The 21,605-nt window shown below is 73.0% G+C and carries 23 protein-coding genes, 4 tRNA genes and 1 pseudogene; 17 read left to right on the forward strand and 11 right to left on the reverse strand.

Annotated features, from left to right (window positions below; genetic code table 11):
- The 3 genes from CR938_RS14665 to CR938_RS10425 form a co-directional block, all read right to left on the reverse strand.
- Positions 1 to 661 (reverse strand): TonB-dependent receptor domain-containing protein (locus CR938_RS14665; protein ID WP_246191041.1); only part of this gene is annotated, 661 nt, incomplete at its 3' end.
- A gap of 28 nt (positions 662 to 689) precedes the next feature.
- Positions 690 to 2,825, reverse strand: a complete 2,136-nt coding sequence (locus CR938_RS10420; protein WP_246191042.1) for a TonB-dependent receptor plug domain-containing protein — start codon at positions 2,823 to 2,825, stop codon at positions 690 to 692.
- A 241-nt stretch (positions 2,826 to 3,066) separates the two neighbouring features.
- Positions 3,067 to 3,783 carry a helix-turn-helix transcriptional regulator gene (locus CR938_RS10425; RefSeq protein ID WP_162124952.1) on the reverse strand — a complete coding sequence of 239 codons (717 nt, stop codon included), beginning with the start codon at positions 3,781 to 3,783 and terminating at the stop codon, positions 3,067 to 3,069.
- A gap of 429 nt (positions 3,784 to 4,212) precedes the next feature.
- On the opposite strand from CR938_RS10425, the gene pdxR reads away from it, so the two are divergent.
- Complete coding sequence (gene pdxR / locus CR938_RS10430; RefSeq protein WP_162124953.1) at positions 4,213 to 5,649, forward strand: MocR-like pyridoxine biosynthesis transcription factor PdxR; 1,437 nt, start codon at positions 4,213 to 4,215, stop codon at positions 5,647 to 5,649.
- Positions 5,650 to 5,655: 6 nt separating this feature from the next.
- On the opposite strand, the gene CR938_RS10435 is transcribed toward pdxR, so the two are convergent.
- Positions 5,656 to 6,081, reverse strand: a complete 426-nt coding sequence (locus tag CR938_RS10435; protein WP_162124954.1) for a hypothetical protein — start codon at positions 6,079 to 6,081, stop codon at positions 5,656 to 5,658.
- A 123-nt stretch (positions 6,082 to 6,204) separates the two neighbouring features.
- Here CR938_RS10435 and sufT point away from each other — a divergent pair, with 123 nt between their 5' ends.
- Positions 6,205 to 6,756 (forward strand): putative Fe-S cluster assembly protein SufT, encoded by a 552-nt coding sequence (gene sufT, locus CR938_RS10440; RefSeq protein WP_162124955.1) that lies wholly within the window; start codon positions 6,205 to 6,207, stop codon positions 6,754 to 6,756.
- 71 nt (positions 6,757 to 6,827) lie between these two features.
- On the opposite strand, the gene CR938_RS10445 is transcribed toward sufT, so the two are convergent.
- The 4 genes from CR938_RS10445 to wrbA all read right to left on the reverse strand — a co-directional run bounded on the left by CR938_RS10445 (position 6,828) and on the right by wrbA (position 8,846).
- Entirely contained in the window at positions 6,828 to 7,310 is a 483-nt protein-coding gene (locus CR938_RS10445; RefSeq protein WP_162124956.1) for a YbaK/EbsC family protein, read from the reverse strand.
- Between the two features lie 6 nt (positions 7,311 to 7,316).
- A complete protein-coding gene (locus CR938_RS10450) occupies positions 7,317 to 7,802 on the reverse strand; it encodes an asparaginase domain-containing protein (protein WP_162124957.1) in 486 nt (161 codons plus the stop codon).
- Between the two features lie 109 nt (positions 7,803 to 7,911).
- On the reverse strand, positions 7,912 to 8,253 hold the full coding sequence (locus CR938_RS10455) for a DUF2069 domain-containing protein (RefSeq protein ID WP_162124958.1): 342 nt from the start codon (positions 8,251 to 8,253) through the stop codon (positions 7,912 to 7,914).
- Positions 8,253 to 8,846: an NAD(P)H:quinone oxidoreductase gene (gene wrbA, locus CR938_RS10460; protein WP_162124959.1), complete on the reverse strand. Its 594-nt coding sequence runs from the start codon at positions 8,844 to 8,846 to the stop codon at positions 8,253 to 8,255. The genes CR938_RS10455 and wrbA overlap by 1 nt, the downstream gene beginning before the upstream one ends.
- 74 nt (positions 8,847 to 8,920) lie before the next feature.
- On the opposite strand from wrbA, the gene CR938_RS10465 reads away from it, so the two are divergent.
- The 3 genes and pseudogenes from CR938_RS10465 (at position 8,921) to CR938_RS10475 (ending at position 11,033) form a co-directional block, all read left to right on the forward strand.
- Positions 8,921 to 10,198: a YihY family inner membrane protein gene (locus tag CR938_RS10465; RefSeq protein ID WP_162124960.1), complete on the forward strand. Its 1,278-nt coding sequence runs from the start codon at positions 8,921 to 8,923 to the stop codon at positions 10,196 to 10,198.
- A pseudogene (locus CR938_RS10470) lies at positions 10,195 to 10,758 on the forward strand (TlpA family protein disulfide reductase); the annotation flags it as partial. The gene CR938_RS10465 and the pseudogene CR938_RS10470, both read left to right, overlap by 4 nt.
- Before the next feature lie 50 nt (positions 10,759 to 10,808).
- Positions 10,809 to 11,033: an acylphosphatase gene (locus tag CR938_RS10475; RefSeq protein WP_246191044.1), complete on the forward strand. Its 225-nt coding sequence runs from the start codon at positions 10,809 to 10,811 to the stop codon at positions 11,031 to 11,033.
- Between the two features lie 6 nt (positions 11,034 to 11,039).
- Here CR938_RS10475 and moaB read toward each other — a convergent pair whose 3' ends face one another.
- Genes moaB through hemA form a run of 3 tightly spaced genes read right to left on the reverse strand, consistent with a single transcriptional unit; the run spans position 11,040 to position 13,928 of the window.
- Complete coding sequence (gene moaB, locus CR938_RS10480; protein WP_162124962.1) at positions 11,040 to 11,558, reverse strand: molybdenum cofactor biosynthesis protein B; 519 nt, start codon at positions 11,556 to 11,558, stop codon at positions 11,040 to 11,042.
- A 23-nt stretch (positions 11,559 to 11,581) separates the two neighbouring features.
- Positions 11,582 to 12,664 carry a peptide chain release factor 1 gene (gene prfA / locus CR938_RS10485; protein WP_162124963.1) on the reverse strand — a complete coding sequence of 361 codons (1,083 nt, stop codon included), beginning with the start codon at positions 12,662 to 12,664 and terminating at the stop codon, positions 11,582 to 11,584.
- Positions 12,636 to 13,928: a glutamyl-tRNA reductase gene (gene hemA / locus CR938_RS10490; RefSeq protein ID WP_162124964.1), complete on the reverse strand. Its 1,293-nt coding sequence runs from the start codon at positions 13,926 to 13,928 to the stop codon at positions 12,636 to 12,638. Before hemA ends, prfA begins: the two co-directional genes overlap by 29 nt.
- A gap of 56 nt (positions 13,929 to 13,984) precedes the next feature.
- Here hemA and CR938_RS10495 point away from each other — a divergent pair, with 56 nt between their 5' ends.
- From CR938_RS10495 to CR938_RS10550, 12 genes are all read left to right on the forward strand, one after another.
- On the forward strand, positions 13,985 to 15,766 hold the full coding sequence (locus CR938_RS10495) for a tetratricopeptide repeat protein (RefSeq protein ID WP_425502439.1): 1,782 nt from the start codon (positions 13,985 to 13,987) through the stop codon (positions 15,764 to 15,766).
- Positions 15,763 to 16,392 carry a lipoprotein insertase outer membrane protein LolB gene (gene lolB / locus CR938_RS10500; RefSeq protein WP_162124966.1) on the forward strand — a complete coding sequence of 210 codons (630 nt, stop codon included), beginning with the start codon at positions 15,763 to 15,765 and terminating at the stop codon, positions 16,390 to 16,392. The genes CR938_RS10495 and lolB overlap by 4 nt, the downstream gene beginning before the upstream one ends.
- A complete protein-coding gene (ispE, locus tag CR938_RS10505) occupies positions 16,385 to 17,242 on the forward strand; it encodes a 4-(cytidine 5'-diphospho)-2-C-methyl-D-erythritol kinase (protein ID WP_162124967.1) in 858 nt (285 codons plus the stop codon). The genes lolB and ispE overlap by 8 nt, the downstream gene beginning before the upstream one ends.
- A 3-nt stretch (positions 17,243 to 17,245) precedes the next feature.
- Positions 17,246 to 17,322 (forward strand) — tRNA-Gln (locus tag CR938_RS10510).
- Between the two features lie 92 nt (positions 17,323 to 17,414).
- On the forward strand, positions 17,415 to 18,374 hold the full coding sequence (locus tag CR938_RS10515; protein ID WP_162124972.1) for a ribose-phosphate diphosphokinase: 960 nt from the start codon (positions 17,415 to 17,417) through the stop codon (positions 18,372 to 18,374).
- Between the two features lie 116 nt (positions 18,375 to 18,490).
- Positions 18,491 to 19,111 (forward strand): 50S ribosomal protein L25/general stress protein Ctc, encoded by a 621-nt coding sequence (locus tag CR938_RS10520; RefSeq protein WP_162124968.1) that lies wholly within the window; start codon positions 18,491 to 18,493, stop codon positions 19,109 to 19,111.
- A 51-nt stretch (positions 19,112 to 19,162) separates the two neighbouring features.
- Positions 19,163 to 19,744, forward strand: a complete 582-nt coding sequence (pth, locus tag CR938_RS10525) for an aminoacyl-tRNA hydrolase (RefSeq protein WP_162124969.1) — start codon at positions 19,163 to 19,165, stop codon at positions 19,742 to 19,744.
- Between the two features lie 91 nt (positions 19,745 to 19,835).
- On the forward strand, positions 19,836 to 20,927 hold the full coding sequence (ychF, locus tag CR938_RS10530; RefSeq protein WP_162124970.1) for a redox-regulated ATPase YchF: 1,092 nt from the start codon (positions 19,836 to 19,838) through the stop codon (positions 20,925 to 20,927).
- Positions 20,928 to 21,035: 108 nt separating this feature from the next.
- A tRNA-Tyr gene (locus CR938_RS10535) sits at positions 21,036 to 21,121 on the forward strand.
- Positions 21,122 to 21,188: 67 nt separating this feature from the next.
- Positions 21,189 to 21,262: transfer RNA gene (locus CR938_RS10540), tRNA-Gly, on the forward strand.
- A 41-nt stretch (positions 21,263 to 21,303) separates the two neighbouring features.
- Positions 21,304 to 21,379 (forward strand) — tRNA-Thr (locus CR938_RS10545).
- Positions 21,380 to 21,478: 99 nt separating this feature from the next.
- On the forward strand, positions 21,479 to 21,605 hold a 127-nt coding region (locus CR938_RS10550), incomplete at its 3' end, for a GTP-binding protein (protein WP_246191045.1).

A 21,605-nucleotide genomic window follows, 5' to 3' on the forward strand; every position in this document is an offset into this window, starting at 1 on the left:
GCTGGCTGATGCGCTGGATCGCGGCTTTTTGTGCCTGGATGCTGGGGGCGTTGATTTCGCTCATCACGGCTGGATCGCAGCCAACGGTACCCGCACGGGGATGAGAGGCGGATTCTTCAGGGCCGACGTAGTAGCGCGCGCCCCAGGTCGCACTCCACGGGCCGTGGCTCCAGGTCAGGCTGGCGTTGGAGCGGATCCGGAGCGTGCCGACCAGGCCCGGCGAGGTCGCCCAGCCCACCAGCTGCTGCGGCAGCGAGTTCGGGTTGGTGTCGGTCTTGATCTCGTCGCGGCTGGTGTAGGTGGTCTGCCAGAGCAGGGAGAAGTCGCCGATGCCGGTGCCGAGCCTGTAGCTGAGGTCGAAGTCGTAGCCCTCGGCCTCGCGGTAGCCTGCGTTGATGCTGGCGAAGCTCAGGCTGTTGACGTAGCCCCGCACCGGGTCGCGGGTGAAGATGGTGCAGCGCTGCGCGTCGCCCTGGATGTAGCAGTCGTTGAGGATCTGCGTCGGGCTGTCGGCGACGATGGTGTCCTCGATCCGGATCTTCCACCAGTCCAGGCTCACGTTCAGGCCTTCCAGGAAGCCCGGGCTCCACACCACGCCCAGCGTCTTGGACTCGGAGGTCTCCGGCTTCAGGTTGGGGTTGGAGCCGGAGAAGAAGGCCACCGGGGTCTGCGAGTTCGGCTGGGCGGCATCAACGAAGCCCTGTGCCTGCTGGCGGAATCTGGCGGCGTCGGGGATGTCCTGGGCGCAGCGGGCCAGTACCTGCAGGTTGGAGGCGGCGGCGCCGAACAGCGAGTCGCAGGGGGGCGGTGAAGAAGGAGAAGGTCTGCGAGCCGCCGCCGTACAGGTCGGCGATGGTCGGCGCGCGGAAGCCCTCGGCCCAGGTGCCGCGAAGCATCAGCGACTTCACCGGCCGCCAGGTGAAGCCGGCCTTGCTGTTGGTGGTGGTGCCGAAGGTGTCGTAGTCCGAATGGCGGGTGGCGGCGCCGAGGGTCAGCTCGTCCACGCCCGGCAGGTCGGCCAGCAGGGGCAGCAGCACCTCCAGGTACACCTCGTCCAGGCTGTAGCTGCCGCGGGTCGGGCCGGCCGACAGGGTCGTGGGGTTGCCGGTCACCGCCATCGCGTCGGGGACGAACTCGCCGGACTCCTTGCGGCTCTCCACGCCGACCGCGAAGCAGGCGTCGCCGCCGGGCAGGATGAACAGCGTGCCGCTGAGGTTGGCGCTGAAGGACTTGGTCTCGGTCTCGCTGGTGGAGTTGAGCGTCTGGAACAGGAAGTCCTGCAGCTGCTGGTTGCCGGTCAGGCCGCCGTCGCCGGTGCGCCCGTAGGGGATGAACGGGTTCCACGGCACGCAGTCGCTGAGCGGGATCGGGTTGCTGGGCGTGCCGCACTGGACCACGCCGTCGGCATTGAGGAAGGAGGGGCCGACCGCCTGCGCCACGCGGCTGAGGTTGAGGTTGCCGTAGTTGGCCTGGACGACCTTGTTGTTGTACAGGTAGCCGACGTCCCAGTCGAAGGTGCGCCCGCTTAGCTCGAAGCTGCCCTCGAGGCCGGCGGTGAAGCGCCAGGTGGTCGACTCCGGGCGGTCCACCCGCGGCACCTCCCAGGTGCGGCGCCAGAAGGTCACGGCCTGCGGGTTGGCGAAGCCGTGATGGCTGCCGACCGGGTTGTAGTAGCTGTCCTCGGACATGAGGATGTTGGAGGATCCGCTCTGGAACGGATAGCCAGCCACCTGCCGCTCCGAGTCGCGGTTGCTGTACAGCATGTTGCCGCGGAAGCGGACCTGCGGGCTGAAGTCGTAGGTCGCGTCCACGAACAGCGAGCGGCTCTCCAGCGGCGTGCGCAGGTGCATTTGCTGGTTGGTGTTGCTCTTGTCGGCGGTGGAGCCGGCCGGGTCGGCCGCGCTGGTGCCGGTGTTGGTGTTGAGCGGGTGGTAGTTGGCCAGGTCGCGCCAGTCGGCGCCGGGGTCGAGCACGCGGTTGCCGCCCAGCGCGGCCGGCAGGTTGATCACGCCCCACTGGCTGACCGTGGTCCAGCCGCGGGTCGGGTGGCGGTGGCTCTGCGGATAGGCGGAGAACGGCCGGTCGCCGGCGAACACCGCCTCCTCCTTGCGGTATTCGGCGGCCACGGTGACCGAGCCGCGGTCGGTGCTGTAGCCGACCACCATGTCGGCGCGGGTGGTGTCGCCGTCACCCTCGGTGTACTGGCCGAAATAGGCGCCGGCGGAGGCGCCGTCGTAGCCGCTGCGGGTGATGATGTTGATCACGCCGGAGATGGCGTCCGAGCCGTAGATCGAGGAGGCACCGTCCTTCAGCACCTCGATGCGCTCGACCGCGGCGGTGGGGATCAGCGAGGTGTCCTGCAGGCCGCCGGTGGTGATGCCCAGCCGCCTGCCGTTGAGCAGCACCGGGGTGCGGGTGGTGCCGAGGTTGCGCAGGGACACGTACCGGCCGCCCACCGCCTCGCCCGCCGACAGAGGCTGGGCGCGGCTGATCGCCGGCGCGCCGACCGCGGCGACGTTCTGCAGGATGTCGGCCACCGACTGGAAGCCCTGCTTCTCGATGTCGGCGCGGGTGACGGTCAGCACCGGCTGCTGGGTCTCCAGCTCGACCTGGCGGATGCGGCTGCCGATGACTTCGATCCTGTCCAGGGTGGTCGGCTGCTCCTGGCCCTGCTGTGCGGCGGCGGCCGGTGCCCCGACGGCCGTGGCCACGGCCAGGGTGGCCAGGATCGCCTCGCGCAGGCGCGCGGCCGGGCGACGGTGGTGGTGGTCGAGGGCCGGCCCACCGGCCGGCGTGGCGTTGGCAGGGAATTTCCGCTTGGACATGACGCCTCCACTGGGTCTGGCGCGGCGGGCGCCGCGCCGTTCCAAGCTAGGAATCTCCGGCCGCCGGCGATGTACGGAGGTGGAAGCGGCCGGTGTGCAACGCTTGCGGAAAAAACCATCGTTAGACGTTTGCGCCGACGGGGCGACGCGTGCGCCCGGTACGGCGGAGCCGCCGCCCCCCCCCGCGCGGATGGCGCCATGTCCGGCGTGAACCCGACGGGGCGGTGGCGGGCCGGCGCGCCTAGACGTGCAAGGGCAGGTGCTGCTCCCCGGCCGGAGGCTGGGCCGTGTCCGTTGCGGCGTGCAGGCGCGCCTGCGTCGCGGTCAGGCCGAAGGCCTGGCGGAACGCGCGGCAGAACGCGCTCGGACTCTCGAAGCCCAGCGCCTCGGCGATCTCGCACACCGGCATGCGCGTGAACCGGACCAGCCGCCATGCCCGCTGCAGGCGCAGGCGCGCGGCGTACTCGGCCGGCGTCTCGCCGAACACGCGGCGGGAGATGCGCAGCAGGTGGTGCGGCGAGTAGTTGGCGCTGGCGGCCAGGCGGCGCAGGTCCGGACGGTGCTCCAGCTGGCGGCGGATCAGGTCCTGCACGCGCAGCAGCCGCAGCAGGGTCTGTTTGCGCCGCTGCAGGGTGCGCCCGGTGCAGCGCGCCATGCATTCCAGCAGCGGCGCCTGCTCGTGCAGCAGCGACTGCGCCAGGGCGCGCCAGGTGGCCTCCACCAGCGCCGTGTCGCCGTCGCGGACGCAGCGCGCCACGTGCAGCAGCAGCCGGGCCACGCCGCGCGGGCAGGGGGCTTCCCAGGGCAGGGGCTCGACCGGGCCGCTGCGCTGGCTCCACGCCGCCAGCGGCGCGGCCACCGCCAGTGCATGTCCGGCGGCCACGCCGGTCAGCACGCCGTCCCGCCACACCAGCAGGTGGCGGGCGGGCAGCGACCAGAAATCCTCGCCGGCGCGCAATTGCAGGTGTCCGGGTCAGGGGCAGGAGCACGGTCAGCCAGCCCTGCGGCAGGCGGCACACCGGGGCACGTCCGCGTGCCGACAGGCGCAGGACCTGGAGCGCGGCCGGCGCCGCGGGAAACGGTGGCGCGGCAGGCGGCGCGGCGGAGGTGTCATCGGGGGGAGGGGAGTTTTCCATCGCGCGTCCTGCAGGCGTGGCGGGCCCTGCGGCGGGACCGAGGGCGATGCTAGGCAGAGGGATGGCCCGGTGGCGGAGCCAAATTACGTCAGTCAAGGCGGGCCATTTGTGCATGCATGGATATTTCCCGGTGCCATTCACGGGCTGTTTACGCATCGTGGCCATGGATGCACATGGAAAAGGGCCGCTCCGGCCAATGCCTGCAAAGGCCGGGTGGCGCTTGAATGGAGCCAAATGCAGCCGGACGGGGCATGTACCTGGAACTGGATGGCAACGGCCCGCTGCACGTGCAGCTGACCCGGGCCCTGAAGGACGTGGTGCTGGAGGGACGGCTGGCCCGTGGGGCGCGCCTGCCACCCACCCGCCAGCTGGCGCGGGAGCTGGGGGTATCCCGCAATACCGTGCTGGCGGCCTACGAGCAGCTGCCCGTGGAGGGTTTCATCGAGGGCAGGGTGGGATCGGGCAGCTATGTCGCCCGGCCGCTGCGCACGCTGGACGGCGGCACCGCCGCGGCCGCACCGGTGCCGCCGCAGTCGGAGTTCGCCCGCCGCGCCCGGGTCTTCCACGACCACGCGCGTATCCCCGGCCGCACCGTGCCCGGCGTGCGCTACGCGTTCCAGTACGGTGTGCCCATGGCCAACCCCGCGTTGACCACGGTGTGGGCGCGCGAGCTGGCGCACGCGGCCGTCTACACGCCGCCGGGCTACCCGCCGGCGCAGGGGCTGCCGGCGCTGCGCGAGGCGGTGTGCGACTACCTGGCGCGCCGCCGCGGCGTGGTGGCGTGCCCGGACGACGTGTTCATCGTGGCCGGCACACAGCAGGCGCTGGCGCTGGCCGCGCGCGTGCTGCTCGACCCCGGCGACGTGGTGGCGCTGGAGGAGCCGCACTACAACGCCCTGCGCGAGGTGATGCAGATCCACGGCGCGCGCCTGCACACCGTGACGGTGGACCGCGAGGGCCTGTGCTGCCACGCGCTGCCGTGCCCGCCGCCGAAGCTGGTCCGCGTCGCGCCGTCGCACCAGTTCCCAACCGGTGCGGTGATGTCGCTGCCGCGGCGCATGACGCTGCTGGACTACGCGCGCCGCCACGGCTGCTGGGTGCTGGAGGACGACTACGACGGCGAATTCCGCTACGACGGCCGGCCGCTGGCCGCGTTGCGCTCGCTGGACCGGCACGGACGGGTGCTGTACGTGGGCACCTTCTCCAAGGTCGTGTTCCCGGCCCTGCGCCTGGGTTACCTGGTCGTGCCGCCGGGGCTGCGCACCGACTTCCTCAACGCCAAGTGGCAGGACGACTTCGGTTCGCCCACGATCGAGCAGGCGGCGCTGGCGCGCTTCATCGCCAACGGCGGCTTCGAGCGCCATCTGCGCCGTGCGGCCCGGGCGTTGCGCGATCGCCGGCAGGTGCTGCTGGAGGGCATGCGCGCCGGCGCCGGCGACCGTCTGGAGATCGAGGACTCGCACGCCGGCATGCACCTGCTGGCCTGGCTGCGCGGCCGCGACCGCGCGGCCGGGGAGGCGCTGGTGGCGCACGCCCGCGCGCGCGGGCTGGCGCTGTATCCGGTCACGCCGTACTACCTGGATCCGCCCGACCGCGCGGGCCTGCTGCTGGGGTTCGCCAGCCTGACGACGGCCGAGATCCGCGAGGCGGTGGCGCTGCTGGTGCGCTGCCTGGAGGAGGCCGGCTGACGGAACTCAGCGTCCCGCGCGCAGTGCCAGCAGCGGCGCCGCAGCCAGGCACAGCAGGTCCAGGGTCGTGTTGGCCAGCCGGCTGAGCACCAGCACGTAGTAGGCGCCCATCTTCGGCGCAGCCTCCCACGGGGCCAGGCCCATCTGCGCGCCGATGTGGCCGGAGGCCACCAGCCACTGCACCGCCAGGGCCACCGCCACGGTCGCCGCCGCGGCCAGCAGCGCGCGGCCCGTACCGCGCGGCATCCCGCCCAGGCGCAGCAGCCAGGCCGCCTGCAGCGCCGCCGCCAGGGCCACCCAGCCGTGCTGGTGGCCGGTGGCCAGGGCCAGCGAGGTCCAGGCCACGACCATCGTCGCCGACCCGAGCAGGAGCAGCAGCGCCCCGAGCCAGGAGTTGCTGCGGCGGGGGCGGGGCGTGTCGGGTGCGGGCATCGTGCGGACCGGTACAGGGACCGCCTAAGGATACGCGCTGGCCGCATCGGCTAGAATCCGCACTTCCCCGGCCCACACGGGGCGGCGGCTTGCAAGCGCGGCCGGCAGCCCCATATCCCCCGCATGTATTCCCGCAGCAGCGAACCCGTCCGTTTCGAGCGCGACTGCGCCGCCGTCATGGTGCCGCAGGGCGAGGCCGTGACCCTGCCCGCGGGCAGCGTCGGCTACATCACCCAGAGCCTGGGTGGCAGCTATACGGTGTTCGTGGAAGGCAACCTGTTCCGCATCGCCGGCAAGGACGCCGACGCCATCGGCAAGGAGCCGCCGCCGCCGCTGGAGCTGCCCGAGGATGCCAGCGACGAGGACGTGGAGGCGCTGGTCTGGCGCCAGCTGCGCACCTGCTTCGACCCGGAGATTCCGTTCAACATCGTGGACCTGGGCCTGGTGTACGAGGCCAACCTGCGCCACCGCGAGGACGGCAGGCGCACGGTCGAGGTCAAGATGACCCTGACCGCGCCCGGCTGCGGCATGGGCGAGATCCTGGTGGACGACGTGCGCAGCAAGCTGGAGCAGATTCCCACCATCGCCGAGGCGGACGTGGAGCTGGTGTTCGATCCGCCGTGGGGCCGGCACATGATGTCGGAGGCCGCCCGGCTCGAGACCGGGATGTTCTGACCGGCCACGGTGCCGCCGCGCCCGCCTGCGCACCCGGCGCCGGGGAATCCCTGCGACGCGGGGAAGGGCGCTCAGGGGTGGCTGATCCTCGCGGTCCGCGCCCGCAGCACGCGCACCGCATCGGCCGGGGCCAGTTCCACCAGCAGGCCGCGCTGGCCGGCGTTGATGAACACGCCCGGCTCGCCCAGTGCATCGGCCTCGAACCACACCGGCGCCGGGCGCTGCTGGGCGAAGGGGCTGATCCCGCCGATCCGGTAGCCGGTGCGGCGCTCGGCCTCGGCCGGCTCCATCATCCGCGCCGTCCTGCCGCCGGCGGCCGCGGCCAGCGCCTTCGGCAGCAGCTGGCGGTCGCTGGGGATGACCACGCACACGGCCTGCGCGTCCACCCGGGTCATCAGGGTCTTGAGCACGCGCCCGGGCGGCACGCCCAGCACGGCGGCCGCGTGCAGGCCCTTGCCGCCGGCGGCGGCGTGTGCGTCGTAGTCGTAGGCGTGCAGGCGCCAGGCCACCCCGGCCGCGTCCAGCAGGCGCGTGGCGCGGGTGACCTGGGACATGGGCCGTCAGCAGGCCTCGAAGCGGTTGGCGCTGACGTTCTTGCGCACCCGCTCCGGGTTCCAGATGCGGCCGTTCATGGCGATGTACACGCCGGGCGGCAGGCTCTGCACCGCACCGACCGCGCAGCCGATGTTGAACTCGGCGTCCGAGCCGCGGAAGCGCGCCGGGTTCAGCGCGCCGGTCAGGACGATGGTCTTGTCGGGGATGGACTCCAGCACGCGCGCGGTTTCGACCATGGTGTCGGTGCCGTGGGTGACCAGCACGTGGCCGCCGGGCTGGGCGGCGATGGTGGCGCGCACCAGCTCGCGGTCGGCATCGGTGATATGCAGCGAGTCCTTGCGCAGGATCGGAATGACGGTGTAGCGGAAGGCCACGCCCAGCTCTTCCAGGATGCGGCCGATCTGCGGCTCGCCGATCTGGTAGTCGGACTTGTCGTCGAAGTAGATCTTGTCGATGGTGCCGCCGGTGGTGACGATCAGCAGTTCTTCCATGGGCAATCCTCGCCGGCGCAGCGGCGCCGGGCGTTGAAGGGGGCGGCGCGGGCGGGCCGCGCGGCGCGGAAAGCGCACATTATCGGCGATGCACGCGCGCCGCGGGCCGTCAGCGGCCGCGCGTGCCGGAGCGGGCGCGCACACCCGGCCAGCAGGCGGCCAGCAGCACGGCCAGCGCCAGCACGATCCCGCCCCAGGCCCAGGCGCGCTGGGCCGGGTGCGCCCAGGCCACCATCACCCCGTGGCTGAACCAGAACAGCGCAAGCACGCCGGCCCAGAACGCGGCACGGGCGCGGCCGCGCCACACCGGCCAGGCCAGCAGCAGCGGCGGCAGGGCGAACACCAGCAGCGAGGCCAGCAGGTGGCGGTCGTCGCGGAACCAGGCCGCGTACAGCGCGGCCTGCGCCAGCAGCGCGGCGCCGGCCAGGCGGGAGGAGGCGGAGGCGGCCATCAGCGCGCCAGCCTCGCGGCCACGTCCGCCAGGCGCCGGCCCAGCGCCCTTGCCAGCGCGGCCTCCTCGGCGGTGGGCTGCGGGTCGTCCTCCGGCCCGGCCACGTGGCTGGCGCCGTAGGGCGTGCCGCCGCCCCGGGTGCTGGACAGCAGGGGCTCGGTGTAGGGGATGCCCAGCAGCAGGCAGCCGTGGTGCAGCAGCGGCAGCATCATCGACAGCAGGGTGGCTTCCTGGCCGCCGTGGTGGGTGGCGGTGGAGGTGAACACCGCCGCCGGCTTGCCGGCCAGGGTGCCGCTGGCCCATTCGCCGCCCAGGCCGTCGAGGAAGTGCTTGAGCGGGGCGGCCATGTTGCCGAAGCGGGTCGGACTGCCCAGGGCCAGGCCCGCGCATTCGGCCAGGTCGCGCGGCTCCACGTAGGGCGCGCCGTCCTCCGGCACCGGCGGGGCGGCCTGGCGGGTGACGAAGGCCACCGGCGGCACGGTGCGCAGGCGCGCCTGCATGCCGGGCACTTCCTCCGCGCCGCGGGCGATCTGCCGCGCCAGGCGCGCGACCGAACCGCCGCGGCTGTAGTACAGGACCAGGATCTCGGGCATGGCGTATGCGGATTCGGGAAAGGCCGCCAGTATCGGCGATGCGGCCATGCGCGCGCATCGGGTAGGCTTCGCGGATGGAACGCGCCGGATTCGTCGCCATGTGGAGGGAACGCCTGCGGGACCGGGCACGCGCGGCCACGTTCGCGCGTTTCCTCTGGCACCGCTTCCTCGACGACCGCCTGTTCCAGGCGGCCGCCGCGCTGGCCTACACCACCACCTTCGCCCTGGTGCCGCTGGCGGTGGTGGTGCTGGGCGTGCTGGCCGCCTTTCCGGTGTTCGACCAGTGGAGCGCCGCGCTGGTGGACTACGTGTTTTCCAACTTCATGCCCAGCGCGGCGCGTGCCATCGCCTCGCACCTGGACCGCTTCACCGCCAACACCCGGCAGCTGACCGCCGCCGGCACGGTGGCCCTGGTGGTGTCGCTGCTGGTCACCCTCAACAGCGTGGAGGCCACCTTCAACCGCATCTGGCGCGTGGCCAGCGCGCGGCCGCGTCTGTCCCGCTACCTGGTGTACTGGACGGTGCTGACCCTGGGCGCGCTGCTGGCCGCCGCCTCGCTGTCGATCTCGGCGCGCTTCTTCGCCCTGCCGCTGTTCGAGACCCCCGAGGGGGCGTGGATCGCCGACCTGAGCCTGCGCCTGGCGCCGGTGCTGATCGAGCTGGTGGCGGTGATGCTGGTGTACCGGGTCGTGCCGCACCACACCGTGCAGTGGCACCACGCCTTCGCCGGTGCGGTGCTGGCGGTGGCGGTGCTGGAGGCGGTCAAGGCCGGCCTGGGCGTGTACCTGGACAGTTTCCAGGGCTACCAGAAGCTGTACGGCGCGCTGGCCTTCGTGCCGATCCTGATGCTGTGGATCTTCCTGGGCTGGGTGGCGATCCTGCTGGGCGCCTCGCTGGCCTCCTCGCTGGCCGCGTTCCGCTACCAGCCGGCCGGCATGCGCCTGCCGCCCGGCTACGAGGTGTACGCGCTGCTGCGCCTGATCGGCCGCTTCCAGCAGGCCCGGCGCGACGGCCGCGGCCTGCACGTGGACGAGCTGCTGCACCTGGAGCCGATGCTGACCGACTCGCTGGCCCAGGAATTCCTGACCCGGCTGGCCGGGATCAACCTGCTGCGCCGCGACGAGCAGGGCGAGTGGCTGCTGGCGCGGGACCTGGACAGCCTGACCCTGGGCGAGCTGTACGAGGCCTGCCACCTGCGCGTGCCGGTGGGCGAGGCCTGGCTGCCCTGCCGCGACGACGACCTGGGCGCGGCCGCCACCGCGGCCCTGGACGAGCTGCGCCTGCCGCTGCGCGAGGCGCTCAGGCGGCGGGTCTCCGACCTCTATCCCCCCGCTTCCCCCGGAATGCCATGAACAAGACCGCCACGCCCTTCCTGCTCCTGTCCGCGCTGCTGCTGGCTGCCTGCGGTCGTGGCCCGGAGCCGGGCACCGCCCCGGACGCCACGCCCATGGCCGCCGATCCGGCCGCGCCGCCGCCGCTGGAGACACCCGGCGTGGTCGAGCGCACCGCCGAGTACCCGCGCCTGGCCGCGGTGACGGTCGACGGCAGCCCCTACGACCTGGCCGCGCACCGCGGGCGCTGGGTGGTGGTGAACTTCTGGGCGACCTGGTGCTCGCCCTGCCGGAAGGAGATGCCGGAACTGTCGGCGCTGCACGCCGCGCGCGAGGACGTGGAGGTCGTGGGCCTGGCCTACGAGGACATCGAGGCGGAGGACATGCGCCGGTTCCTGGCCGAACACCCGGTGGCCTATCCGGTCGTGGTGGTCGACCCGCTCGATCCCCCGCGCGACTTCGCCACCCCGCGCGGCCTGCCGACCACCTACCTGCTGGCCCCGGACGGGCGCGTGGCGCACCACTTCCTGGGGCCGGTCACCGTGGCCGACCTGGAGGCGGCCATCGCTGCGGGCGGGGAGGGGGCGCCGGGAGCGCGGCCCGCTTCCTGGTCAGCGGCCGGGTGCAGGGCGTGTTCTTCCGCGCCTCCACCCGCGAGCAGGCGCTGCGCCTGGGGCTGGACGGCAGCGCGGTGAACCTGCCCGACGGGCGGGTGGAGGTGGTCGCCGCCGGCCCGGCGCAGGCGCTGGCGCAACTGGAGGCCTGGCTGCACCAGGGGCCGCCGGCGGCGAAGGTCGAGGCGGTCGAGCGCTGCCCGTACGACGGCCCGGTGGCGCCGGGCTTCCGCACCGGCTGAAGGCCGCTATCGGCGCAGCCGCGGCCGCAGCGTGGCCAGGTTGCAGGGGCGGGTGCGCGCGTCCAGCTGGTGGACGATGATCCTTTCCCAGGCCAGGCGGCAGGCCGAGGTCGAACCGGGCAGGGCGAACAGGAAGGTGGCGTTGGCCAGGCCGGCGAAGGCGCGCGACTGCAGCGCCGCCGTGCCGATCTCCTCCACGCTGAGGGCGCGGAACAGCTCGCCGAAGCCGGGCATTTCCTTGTCCAGCAGCGGCAGCAGCGCCTCCGGGGTGGAATCGCGGCCGGTGAAGCCGGTGCCGCCGGTGGCCAGGATGCCGTCCACCTCCGGGTCGGCGATCCAGGCCGAGACCTGCGCGCGCAGGCGGTAGCGGTCGTCCGGCAGCAGGGCGCGCGCGTGCAGCACGTGCCCGGCCCCGCGCAGGGCGGTGCACAGGTAGTCGCCGGAGGCGTCGTCGGCCGGCGTGCGCGTGTCCGAGACGGTCAGCACGCACAGCCGCAGGGGGATGAACTCGGCGGTCATGGACATAGCCTAGCGCCGCGCGCCGGCGCTCACTCGGCCGACAGGCGCGCCAGCTCGTCGGCCTGGTATTCCTGCTGCAGGCGCGTGATCAGCGGGTCCAGGTCGCCGTCGAGGATGTTGCCCAGGTCGTACAGGGTCAGCCCCTCGACGCGGTGGTCGGTGATCCGGCCCTGCGGGAAGTTGTAGGTGCGGATGCGCTGGCTGCGGTCGCCGCTGCCCACCTGCAGGCGCCGGCTCTGCGCCTGCTCGGCCTGCTGGCGCTGCCGCTCGGCCTCCAGCAGCTGCGCCTTCAGCCGCTTCATCGCCTTCTCGCGGTTGGCGTGCTGGCTGCGCTCGGTCTGGCTCTCGACCACGATGCCGGTGGGCAGGTGGGTGATGCGGATGGCCGAGTCGGTCTTGTTGACGTGCTGGCCGCCGGCGCCGGAGGAACGGAAGGTGTCCACCTTCAGGTCGGCCGGGTTGATCACGATGTCCTCGATCTCGTCGGCCTCGGGGATGATGGCCACGGTCGCCGCCGAGGTGTGGATGCGGCCCTGCGACTCGGTGGCCGGCACGCGCTGCACGCGGTGGGTGCCGGACTCGAACTTCAGCTTGGAATAGGCGCCGCGGCCGACGATGCGGGCCACGATCTCCTTGTGCCCGCCGTGCTCGCCCGGGTTCTCCGACTCGACCTCGACCTTCCAGCCTTGGCGCTCGGCGTAGCGGGCGTACATGCGGAACAGGTCGCCGGCGAACAGCGCGGCCTCGTCGCCGCCGGTGCCGGCGCGCACCTCCAGGAACAGGTTGCCCTCGTCACGCGGGTCCCTGGGCACCAGCAGCAGGGACAGCTCGCGGTCCAGCTGCTCCAGCCGGGCGCGGGCGGCGGCGATCTCCTCCTCGGCCAGGCTGGCCAGCTCGGGATCCTCGCGCATGGCCTCGGCCGCGGCCAGGTCGGCGCGGGCGCGTGCCTCCTCGGCCAGGGCGGTGGCCAGCGGTTCGAGCTGGGCGAACTCGCGCGACAGGTCGCGGAAGCGCGCGGTGTCGGCGACCACGGCCGGGTCGGCGAGCAGGCGCTCCAGTTCCTGGCGGCGCTCGGCCAGCGCTTCAAGCTTGCGGCGCAGGCTCGGGGTCATCGGATGCGGTCGGGGCAGGGTGCCGGCAGGGCGCCTTGTCGGGGAACAGGCGCTCGGCGGCGCGGGCCAGCTCCACGTCGCCGGCCAGGGCGGCCTGGCGCAGCGCCGCGGTCGGCGGGTGCAGCAGGCGGTTGGTCAGGGTATGGGCCAGGAACTGCAGCACCTGTTCCGGGTCGCGGCCGGCGGCCAGCTGCTGGCGCGCCTGGGCCAGGGTCTGGTCGCGGGTGCGCTCGCCCAGGGCGCGCAGGCGCAGCAGCGTCTCCTGGCGGCCGCTGGCCTGCACCGCCTCCATGAAGCGGGCCACCTGCAGGTCGATGATGGCCTCGGCGGCCTCGGCGGCCTCGTGGCGGCTGCGGCGGTTGTCCTCCACCGCGCGCTCCAGGTCGTCCACCGTGTACAGGGAGGCGTCGGCCAGCGTCGCCACGCCCGGCTCGATGTCGCGCGGCACGGCCAGGTCGAACAGCAGCATCGGCTTGCGCCGGCGCGCGGCCCGTGCGGCCTCGACCTGGGCCTGGCGCAGCACCGGGTCGCGGCTGGCGGTGGCGGAGAACACCACGTCGGCCTCGGCCAGGTGGCGGTCCAGGTCGGTCAGCGGCAGGGCGTAGCCGCCGTGGCGGGCGGCCAGGTCCTGGGCGTGGGCCAGGGTGCGGTTGGCCACCAGCAGGCGGCCGACGCCGCCCTTGACCAGGTGGCGGGCGGCCAGCTCGATCGTCTCGCCGGCGCCGACCAGCAGCACGGTCGAATCGGGCAGCCGGGCGAAGGTGTCCTGCGCCAGGCGCACCGCCGCCGAGGCCACCGACACCGGGTTGGCGCCGACGCGGGTGTCGGTGCGGGCGCGCTTGGCCACGGCGAAGGTCTGCTGGAACAGGCGGTCCAGGCGCGGGCCCAGGGCGCCGTGCCCGCGCGCCCGCGCCCAGGCCTCCTTGACCTGGCCCAGGATCTGCGGCTCGCCCAGCACCATCGAGTCCAGGCCGGTGGCCACCCGGAACAGGTGGCGCACGGCGTCGGCGTCGCGGTGCCGATACAGGTACGCGCCCAGGCCGGGGGCGTGCCCCTCCAGCCAGTCGGCCAGCGGCTGCGCGTCGTTGGCGATGGCGTAGATCTCGGTGCGGTTGCAGGTGGACAGCAGCGCCGCCTCGGCCACGCCGGGCAGGGATCGCAGCGCGGCCAACGCTGCGGCCAGGCTGTCGCCGGAAAACGCCACCCGCTCGCGCAGGTCGACCGGCGCGGTCTGGTGGTTCAGGCCCAGGAGCCACAGCGTCATGGTTCAGGTGCTTGCGATAATCTGCCGCTTTGGGCCGCCATTTTACGGCCCGGTGGGTGCCCATGCCCGAATCGATGCTTTCTTCACGTGCGACGGTGCGCCACGCCGCCCCCGGGACGCCGCGGCGCCTGGGGCGGCGGCTGGCGCTGTGCCTGCTGCTGGCGCCGGCGGCGGCCCCGGCCCCGGCCGGCGACATCCCGCTGGAGCCGCTGCTGGCGGCCGAGTTCGCGCTCCAGTCCGGGCAGCTGGCTGATGCCGCCCGCTGGTACCTGGAGGCGGCCGAGGCCGAGGCCGGCGACGCCGTGCTGGCCGAGCGCGCCACCCGGGTGGCGATGCTGGCCAACGAGGACGCCCGGGCGCGCCGCGCCCTGCGCCTGTGGCGCAAGCGCGCCCCCGGCGCCCTGGCCGTGCGCGGCGCCGACGCCGCCCTGGCCCTGCGCGAGGGCCGCCTTTCCTACGCCCGGCGCGAGCTGCGCACGCTGCTGCGCTCGCCCGATCCGCGCGGCTGGCAGTACGCCTACAGCGCCCTGCGCAGCGGCCGCGACCCGGAGCGGGTGGCCAGGGTGCTGGGCGACCTGGTCGAGGCCGGCGCCATCCCCGACCGTCTGCCGGTGTGGCAGGCCTTCGGCCACCTGGCCCTGCGCCTGGACGACCCGGGTCTGGCCGAGCGCTTCGTCGAGGCGGTGGTGCGACGCTTTCCGGAGGAGCCGGGCGTGGCGATCATGCGTGCCGGCCAGCTGCACCAGGCCGGCCGCACCGGCGAGGCGCGCGCCCTGCTGGCCCAGGTCGAGCCGCGCGCCGCGGCCGAACCGGAGCTGCGCGCGATGCTGGCGATGACCTACGAGGCCATGCGCGCCCCGGGCGATGCCGCGCGGGTGATGGCGATGGGGCCGCAGGACACCCGCAGCTACGAGCTGCGCGCCTCGCTGCTGGCCCGCGCCGAGGACACCGCCGGCCTGGAGGCGCTGTACCGCGAGCTGGGCGAGGACGGCGCGCATCCGGACCCGGCGCGGCGCCTGCTGCTGGGACGCCTGGCCGAGTTCCTCAGGCGCCCGGCCGAGGCGGTGGAGTGGTACCGCGGCGTCCCTGGCGGCCCGGAGCGCAACGAGGCGCGGATCCGCATCGCCGTGGCCCTGCACGAGCTGGGCCGGCGCACGGAGGCCTACGCCGAGGCCCGCGCGCTGCAGGACGATGCCGCCGCCGACCCGATGGCCCGCCGCAACGCCTACCTGCTGGAGGCCGAGCTGCGCCAGCGCGACGGCGACGGCGCCGGCGAGGTGGAGGCGCTGGGCCGCGGCCTGGCCGCTTTCCCGGACGACGTCGAGCTGCTGTACGCGCGCGCCCTGGCCTGGGAGCGCCAGGACCGCATCGACCGCGCCGAAGCCGACCTGCGCCGGCTGCTGGTGGTGGACCCGGAGAACGTGGCCGCGCTCAACGCCCTCGGCTACACCCTGGCCGACCGCACCGAGCGCTATCAGGAGGCGCTGGAGCTGATCGACCGCGCCCGCGTGGCCGAGCCGGACAATGCCGCCATCGTCGACAGCCACGGCTGGGTGCTGTACCGCCTGGGCCGCCACCAGGAGGCCCTGGTGGAGCTGCGCCGCGCCTGGGGCCTGCTCAAGGATCCGGAGATCGGCGTCCACCTGGGCGAGGTGCTGTGGGTGCTGGGCCGGCGGGACGAGGCGCGCCGCTACTTCGAGGAGGCGCGGCAGCTGGACCCGGACAACCGGGCCCTGCGCCGCGCGCTGGAGCGGCTGCGCCTGCCGCCGGACGGGCCGGCACCCGGCGCCGGCGATGACCCCGCCGGCGCCCCGGCGGCCACGGAGCCGGCGCCATGAGCCGGGCTTCCTGGAGCGCGGCGGGGCTGGCCCTGGCCCTGCTGCTGGCCGGCTGCGCCACCGGGCCCGGACGCCCGGGAGTGCCGGTGGCCGACACCCGGGCCGGCGCCGAGGTGGTGCAGCAGGCCCGCGCCCGCCGCCTGGCGGAGATCACGGACTGGGGCTTCCAGGGGCGGCTGGCGGTCAGTACCGGCGACCGCGGGGGCAGCGGCCGCCTGGACTGGTCGCAGCGCGGGGAGGGCTACGTGGCCGCACTGAGCGCGCCGGTGACCCGGCAAAGCTGGCGCCTGCGCGGCGGCCCCGAGGGCGCCGTGCTGGAGGGGCTGGAAGGCGGCCCGCGCCGGGGCGGGGACGCGGACGCGCTGCTGCGCGAGGCCACCGGCTGGCCGATCCCCGTGCGGGCCCTGGCCGACTGGGTGCGCGGCCTGGCCACGCCCGGCGCCCGGGTCGGCTACGGCGCGGACGGCCGCCTGCAGCGGATCGAGGTGGACGGCTGGACCATCGAGTACCAGGCCTGGTGGCCGGCCAGCGGCCGGCTGCCTGAGATGCCGGCCCGGATCCAGGCCACCCGCGCCGACGCGCGCGTGCGCCTGGTGGTGGACGCCTGGGAGGTGGAAGGTGAGTGAGGGCTGGAGCGCCTGGCCGGCCCCGGCCAAGCTGAACCTGTTCCTGCGCATCACCGGCCGCCGCGCCGACGGCTACCACGAGCTGCAGACCGTGTTCCGCCTGCTGGACTGGGGCGACCGGGTCTGGCTGCGGCTGCGCCGGGACGGCCGGATCGAGCGCCACGGCGGGTCGGTGCCGGGCGTGGCGGCGGGCGACGACCTCGCCGTGCGCGCCGCCGAACTGTTGCGAAAGGAGGCGAACGTGGCGCTGGGTGCGGACATCCGCATCGAAAAGCGCATTCCCGCCGGTGGCGGCTTCGGCGGCGGCTCGTCCGATGCGGCCACCGTGCTGTGCGTGCTGGACCGGCTGTGGGGCCTGGGCCTGGGCGAGGACCGCCTGGCTGCGCTGGGCCGGCGCCTGGGCGCGGAGGTGCCGGTGTTCGGGCGCGGGCGCGGCGCCGGGGCCGAGGGGGTGGGGGGGCGGCTGCGTCCGCTGTCCCTCCCGCCGGCCTGGTACCTGCTGGTGGACCCGGGCGTGCACGTGCCCACCGCCGAGTTGTTCCGGGCCCCCGATTTGACGCGCAATTCCTCGCCCGCGACAATATCGGACTTCATTGCGGGAGCGGTGCTCGACAATGCCTTCGAGCCGGTCCTGCGCCGCCGCGAACCGGCCGTGGAGGCCGCCTTCGCCGCGCTGGCGCAGGTCGGCACGCCACGACTGACCGGGTCCGGCGGCGGATGCTTCGTCGAGTTCGCCGACCGTGCCGGGGCGGAGGACGCGCTGGCACGGTTGCCGCGCCGGCTGCGCGCCTGGATCGCGGCCGGCGTGGACGAATCACCGCTGCGGGCCGCCCTGGCGCCGCGGGCGTGATCCAGGGGCGTCGCCAAGAGGTCCAAGGCACCGGGTTTTGATCCCGGCATTCGTAGGTTCGAATCCTACCGCCCCTGCCAGACCGCCGTTGCCGCAGTGATCAGGACCGCGCCCAGGCGCGGACGGTTCCCCAAACCCAAGCCAGCCCGAAGCCCCAGCCGCGATGAAGACGATGCCAGACGACCGCAACCTGCTCATCTTCAGCGGCAACGCCAACCGCCCGCTGGCCGAGAGCATCTGCCGCGAGCTGGGCATCCGCCCGGGCAAGGCGCTGGTGTCCAGGTTCTCCGACGGCGAGGTCCAGGTCGAGATCGAGGAGAACGTCCGCCGCCAGGACGTGTTCGTGCTGCAGCCGACCTGCGCGCCGGCCGCCGAACACCTGATGGAGCTGCTGGCCCTGATCGACGCGCTCAAGCGCGCCTCGGCCGCCTCGGTGACCGCGGTGGTGCCGTACTTCGGCTACGCCCGCCAGGACCGCCGCATGCGCTCCTCGCGCGTGCCGATCACCGCCAAGCTGGTGGCCAAGATGTTCTCCACCGCCGGCGCCGACGGCATGCTGACGGTGGACCTGCACGCCGACCAGATCCAGGGTTTCTTCGACATCCCCGTCGACAACGTCTACGCCTCGCCGCTGCTGCTGGCCGACATCTGGCGCGTGTACGGCACCGACAACCTGATCGTGGTCTCGCCCGACGTGGGTGGCGTGGTGCGCGCGCGGGCCATCGCCAAGCGCCTGGACGACGCCGACCTGGCGATCATCGACAAGCGCCGCCCGAAGGCCAACGTGGCCACGGTGATGAACATCATCGGCGACGTGCAGGGCAAGACCTGCGTGCTGGTGGACGACATCGTGGACACCGCCGGCACCCTCTGCGCCGCCGCCGGCGCGCTCAAGGCCAACGGCGCGCGCAAGGTTGTGGCCTACTGCACCCACCCGGTGCTGTCCGGCGCGGCCATCGACAACATCATCCGCTCGCAGCTGGACGAGCTGGTGGTGACCGACACCATTCCGCTGTCGGACGCGGCGCGCGCCTGCGGCCGCATCCGCCAGCTGAGCGTGGCCGAGATGCTGGCCGAGACCATCCGCCGCATCGCCTTCGGCGAATCGGTCAGCTCGCTGTACGTCGACTGACGCCCCATCCGGGGCGGGGCCGGGTCCGCCCGGCCGCGTCCCTTTCCCGGTTCCCCTGGTCGCGGGGGAACCACCCAGCCGCCGCGAGGCGGTCCATCCAACCTGAGAAGTTAGAAATGGCAAACCATGTGATCAACGTCGAGCGCCGCGAGGCCGAGGGCAAGGGTGCGAGCCGCCGCCTCCGCCGCGCGGGCAAGGTGCCGGCCATCGTGTATGGCGGCGAGCTGCCGCCGGTCAGCATCCAGATCGACCACGAGAAGATCTGGCTGGCCCAGCAGAACGAGTGGTTCTATTCCTCCATCCTGGACCTGAGCCTCAACGGCGACGTCCAGAAGGTCCTGCTGCGGGACATCCAGCGCCATCCGTACAAGCAGCAGATCCTGCACCTGGACTTCCAGCGCGTGTCCGACAACGAGGTCCTGCGCGCCTCCGTGCCGCTGCACTTCGTCAACGAGGAGAAGTCCCCGGCCGGCAAGACCGCCGGCGTGGTGATCATGCACGAGCTGACCGAGGTCACCGTGGCCTGCCTGCCGAAGGACCTGCCGACCGCCATCGAGGTCGACCTGTCCGACCTGGCCGTCGGCGCCGTGGTCCACCTGTCCGACCTGAAGCTGCCGGCCGGCGTCGAGCTGCCGGAGCTGAAGCTGGGTCCGGACCACGACGTGGCCGTGGTCGTCGCCAAGCAGGCGGCGGGCGGCGAGGAAGAGCCGGCCGCCGAGGGCGGCGAGCAGAAGTAAGCCTCCCAGGCCCTGCCCGGTCCGCCGGGCAGGGCCCTGGACGCGAACGCGATGGCTGGACTGCGCCTCATCGTCGGGCTGGGCAACCCCGGCGCCGAATACGCCAACACCCGGCACAACGCCGGGTTTCGTTTGGTCGACGCCCTGGCCGGGCGCGAGGGTGTGCGCCTGGGCCCGGACGGCAAGCTGGTCGGCGAGACCGGCAAGGCCGTGATCGGTGGCCAGCCGGTGTGGCTGCTCAAGCCCATGACCTTCATGAACCTGAGCGGCAAGTCGGTCGTGGCCGCCCTGCGCTACTGGAAGATCGAGCCGGAGGAGGCCCTGGTGGTGCACGACGAGCTGGACCTGCCGCCGGGCACCGCGCGGCTGAAGTTCGATGGCAGCCACGGCGGGCAGAACGGCCTGCGCGACATCATCCGGCTGCTGGGGCACGGCCGCTTCCACCGCCTGCGCATCGGCATCGGCCACCCCGGGCACAAGGACCGGGTCACCGGCTGGGTGCTCGGCCGCCCGGGCAAGGACGACGAGATCCTGATCGGGCGCGCCATCGACGACGCCCTGGACGTGCTGCCGCTGGCGGTGCGCGGCGACTTCATGGAGGCCATGAAGCGCCTGCACACGCCGAAGGCCTGAGCCGGCCGCCCGGGATGCCGGGCGGCGGCGTTTTTCCTACCCTTTCACGACGCAACCGGCGGCACCGCCGCCGACAGACGGATACGGAGCAATGGGCATCAAATGCGGCATCGTCGGCCTGCCCAACGTGGGCAAGTCGACCCTGTTCAACGCGCTGACCAAGGCCGGCATCGCCGCGGCCAACTTCCCGTTCTGCACCATCGAGCCGAACGTGGGTGTGGTGCCGGTGCCCGACCCGCGCCTGAACCAGCTGGCCGAGATCGTCAAGCCGGAGCGGGTGGTGCCCACGGCCGTGGAGTTCGTGGACATCGCCGGCCTGGTCGCCGGCGCGGCCAGCGGCGAGGGCCTGGGCAACAAGTTCCTGGCCCACATCCGCGAGGTGGACGCCATCGCCCACGTGGTGCGCTGCTTCGAGCACCCGGACATCGTCCACGTGGCCGGCCGGGTGGACCCGATCTCGGACATCGAGACCATCGACACCGAGCTGGCCCTGGCCGACCTGGAGACCGTGGAGAAGGCCCTGGCCCGCGCCGAGCGCGCCGCCAAGGGCGGCGACAAGGACGCCCTGGCGCGCAAGGAGGTGCTGCTGAAGCTCCAGGCCGCCCTGGGCGAGGGCAGGGCCGCCCGCAACGCCGGCCTGGACGAGGAGGAGCGGGCGGCGGTCCGCGAGCTGTTCCTGCTGACCCTCAAGCCGGTGATGTACATCGCCAACGTCCTGGAGGACGGCTTCGAGAACAACCCGCACCTGGAGGCCGTGCGCGCCCGCGCCGCCGCCGAGGGGGCGGAGGTGGTGCCGGTGTCGGCGGCCATCGAGGAGGAGCTGGCGCAGCTGGACGACGCCGACCGCGACGCCTTCCTGGCCGACCTGGGGCTGGAGGAGCCGGGCCTGAACCGGGTGATCCGGGCCGCCTACAGGCTGCTGGGCCTGCAGACCTACTTCACCGCCGGCGTGAAGGAGGTGCGGGCCTGGACGGTGAAGGCCGGGGCCACCGCGCCGCAGGCCGCGGGCGTGATCCACTCGGACTTCGAGAAGGGCTTCATCCGGGCCGAGACCATCTCCTTCGAGGACTTCATCAGGTACAAGGGCGAGGCCGGCGCGCGCGAGGCCGGGCGCATGCGCCTGGAGGGCAAGGAGTACCGGGTGCAGGAGGGCGACATCCTTCACTTCCGCTTCAACGTCTGAGCGCCGGCGGCGAAAAAAATTGTCCCGGAAGCGTTGACATCCGGCCGGTCCATCGCCAAAATTACGGGCTGTTTCACCCCGGTTGTTTCTGGCCGGTGGCGAGATCCCGGAGGGATACCCAAGCGGCCAACGGGGGCAGACTGTAAATCTGCTGGCTTACGCCTTCGGTGGTTCGAATCCACCTCCCTCCACCAGTTTTGAAGAGGTACGGAACAACGAGGCAAGGCCCGGAGCGGTAGACCGGGAAAAGCGGTTCCCCTTGCGGGAGTAGTTCAATGGTAGAACCTCAGCCTTCCAAGCTGATGGTGCGGGTTCGATTCCCGTCTCCCGCTCCATTGCGCTGCCCGCGGTGTTCCGGCCACAACAGGTTTCACGTGCTCACGTAGCTCAGTCGGTAGAGCACCTCCTTGGTAAGGAGGAGGTCGATGGTTCGATTCCATTCGTGAGCACCACTTTTTCTAGCGGGGTCTCCCGCAAGGCCCGGCCCCAGGTGGGCCGGGTTCCCTTAAGGAAGACAGTCGTAACCACAACCGTCAGCGAGAAAGGCAGCCATGTCCAAGGGTAAGTTCGAGCGCACCAAGCCCCACGTGAACGTGGGCACGATTGGCCACGTGGACCACGGCAAGACCACGCTGACGGCCGCGCTGACCAAGATCGGCGCCGAGCGTTTCGGTGGCG

The organism is Pseudoxanthomonas taiwanensis (genome assembly GCF_010093135.1).
In the GTDB taxonomy this organism is placed as follows: Bacteria; Pseudomonadota; Gammaproteobacteria; order Xanthomonadales; family Xanthomonadaceae; genus Pseudoxanthomonas; species Pseudoxanthomonas taiwanensis.

Bases quoted from the DNA above. Each gene is read 5' to 3' on its own strand.
- CR938_RS10420 (WP_246191042.1), bottom strand. From the start codon at position 2,825: ATGTCCAAGCGGAAATTCCCTGCCAACGCCACGCCGGCCGGTGGGCCG.
- pdxR (WP_162124953.1), top strand. From the start codon at position 4,213: ATGTACCTGGAACTGGATGGCAACGGCCCGCTGCACGTGCAGCTGACC.
- CR938_RS10435 (WP_162124954.1), bottom strand. From the start codon at position 6,081: ATGCCCGCACCCGACACGCCCCGCCCCCGCCGCAGCAACTCCTGGCTC.
- sufT (WP_162124955.1), top strand. From the start codon at position 6,205: ATGTATTCCCGCAGCAGCGAACCCGTCCGTTTCGAGCGCGACTGCGCC.
- CR938_RS10445 (WP_162124956.1), bottom strand. From the start codon at position 7,310: ATGTCCCAGGTCACCCGCGCCACGCGCCTGCTGGACGCGGCCGGGGTG.
- CR938_RS10450 (WP_162124957.1), bottom strand. From the start codon at position 7,802: ATGGAAGAACTGCTGATCGTCACCACCGGCGGCACCATCGACAAGATC.
- CR938_RS10455 (WP_162124958.1), bottom strand. From the start codon at position 8,253: ATGGCCGCCTCCGCCTCCTCCCGCCTGGCCGGCGCCGCGCTGCTGGCG.
- wrbA (WP_162124959.1), bottom strand. From the start codon at position 8,846: ATGCCCGAGATCCTGGTCCTGTACTACAGCCGCGGCGGTTCGGTCGCG.
- CR938_RS10465 (WP_162124960.1), top strand. From the start codon at position 8,921: ATGGAACGCGCCGGATTCGTCGCCATGTGGAGGGAACGCCTGCGGGAC.
- moaB (WP_162124962.1), bottom strand. From the start codon at position 11,558: ATGTCCATGACCGCCGAGTTCATCCCCCTGCGGCTGTGCGTGCTGACC.
- prfA (WP_162124963.1), bottom strand. From the start codon at position 12,664: ATGACCCCGAGCCTGCGCCGCAAGCTTGAAGCGCTGGCCGAGCGCCGC.
- hemA (WP_162124964.1), bottom strand. From the start codon at position 13,928: ATGACGCTGTGGCTCCTGGGCCTGAACCACCAGACCGCGCCGGTCGAC.
- lolB (WP_162124966.1), top strand. From the start codon at position 15,763: ATGAGCCGGGCTTCCTGGAGCGCGGCGGGGCTGGCCCTGGCCCTGCTG.
- CR938_RS10515 (WP_162124972.1), top strand. From the start codon at position 17,415: ATGCCAGACGACCGCAACCTGCTCATCTTCAGCGGCAACGCCAACCGC.
- CR938_RS10520 (WP_162124968.1), top strand. From the start codon at position 18,491: ATGGCAAACCATGTGATCAACGTCGAGCGCCGCGAGGCCGAGGGCAAG.
- pth (WP_162124969.1), top strand. From the start codon at position 19,163: ATGGCTGGACTGCGCCTCATCGTCGGGCTGGGCAACCCCGGCGCCGAA.
- ychF (WP_162124970.1), top strand. From the start codon at position 19,836: ATGGGCATCAAATGCGGCATCGTCGGCCTGCCCAACGTGGGCAAGTCG.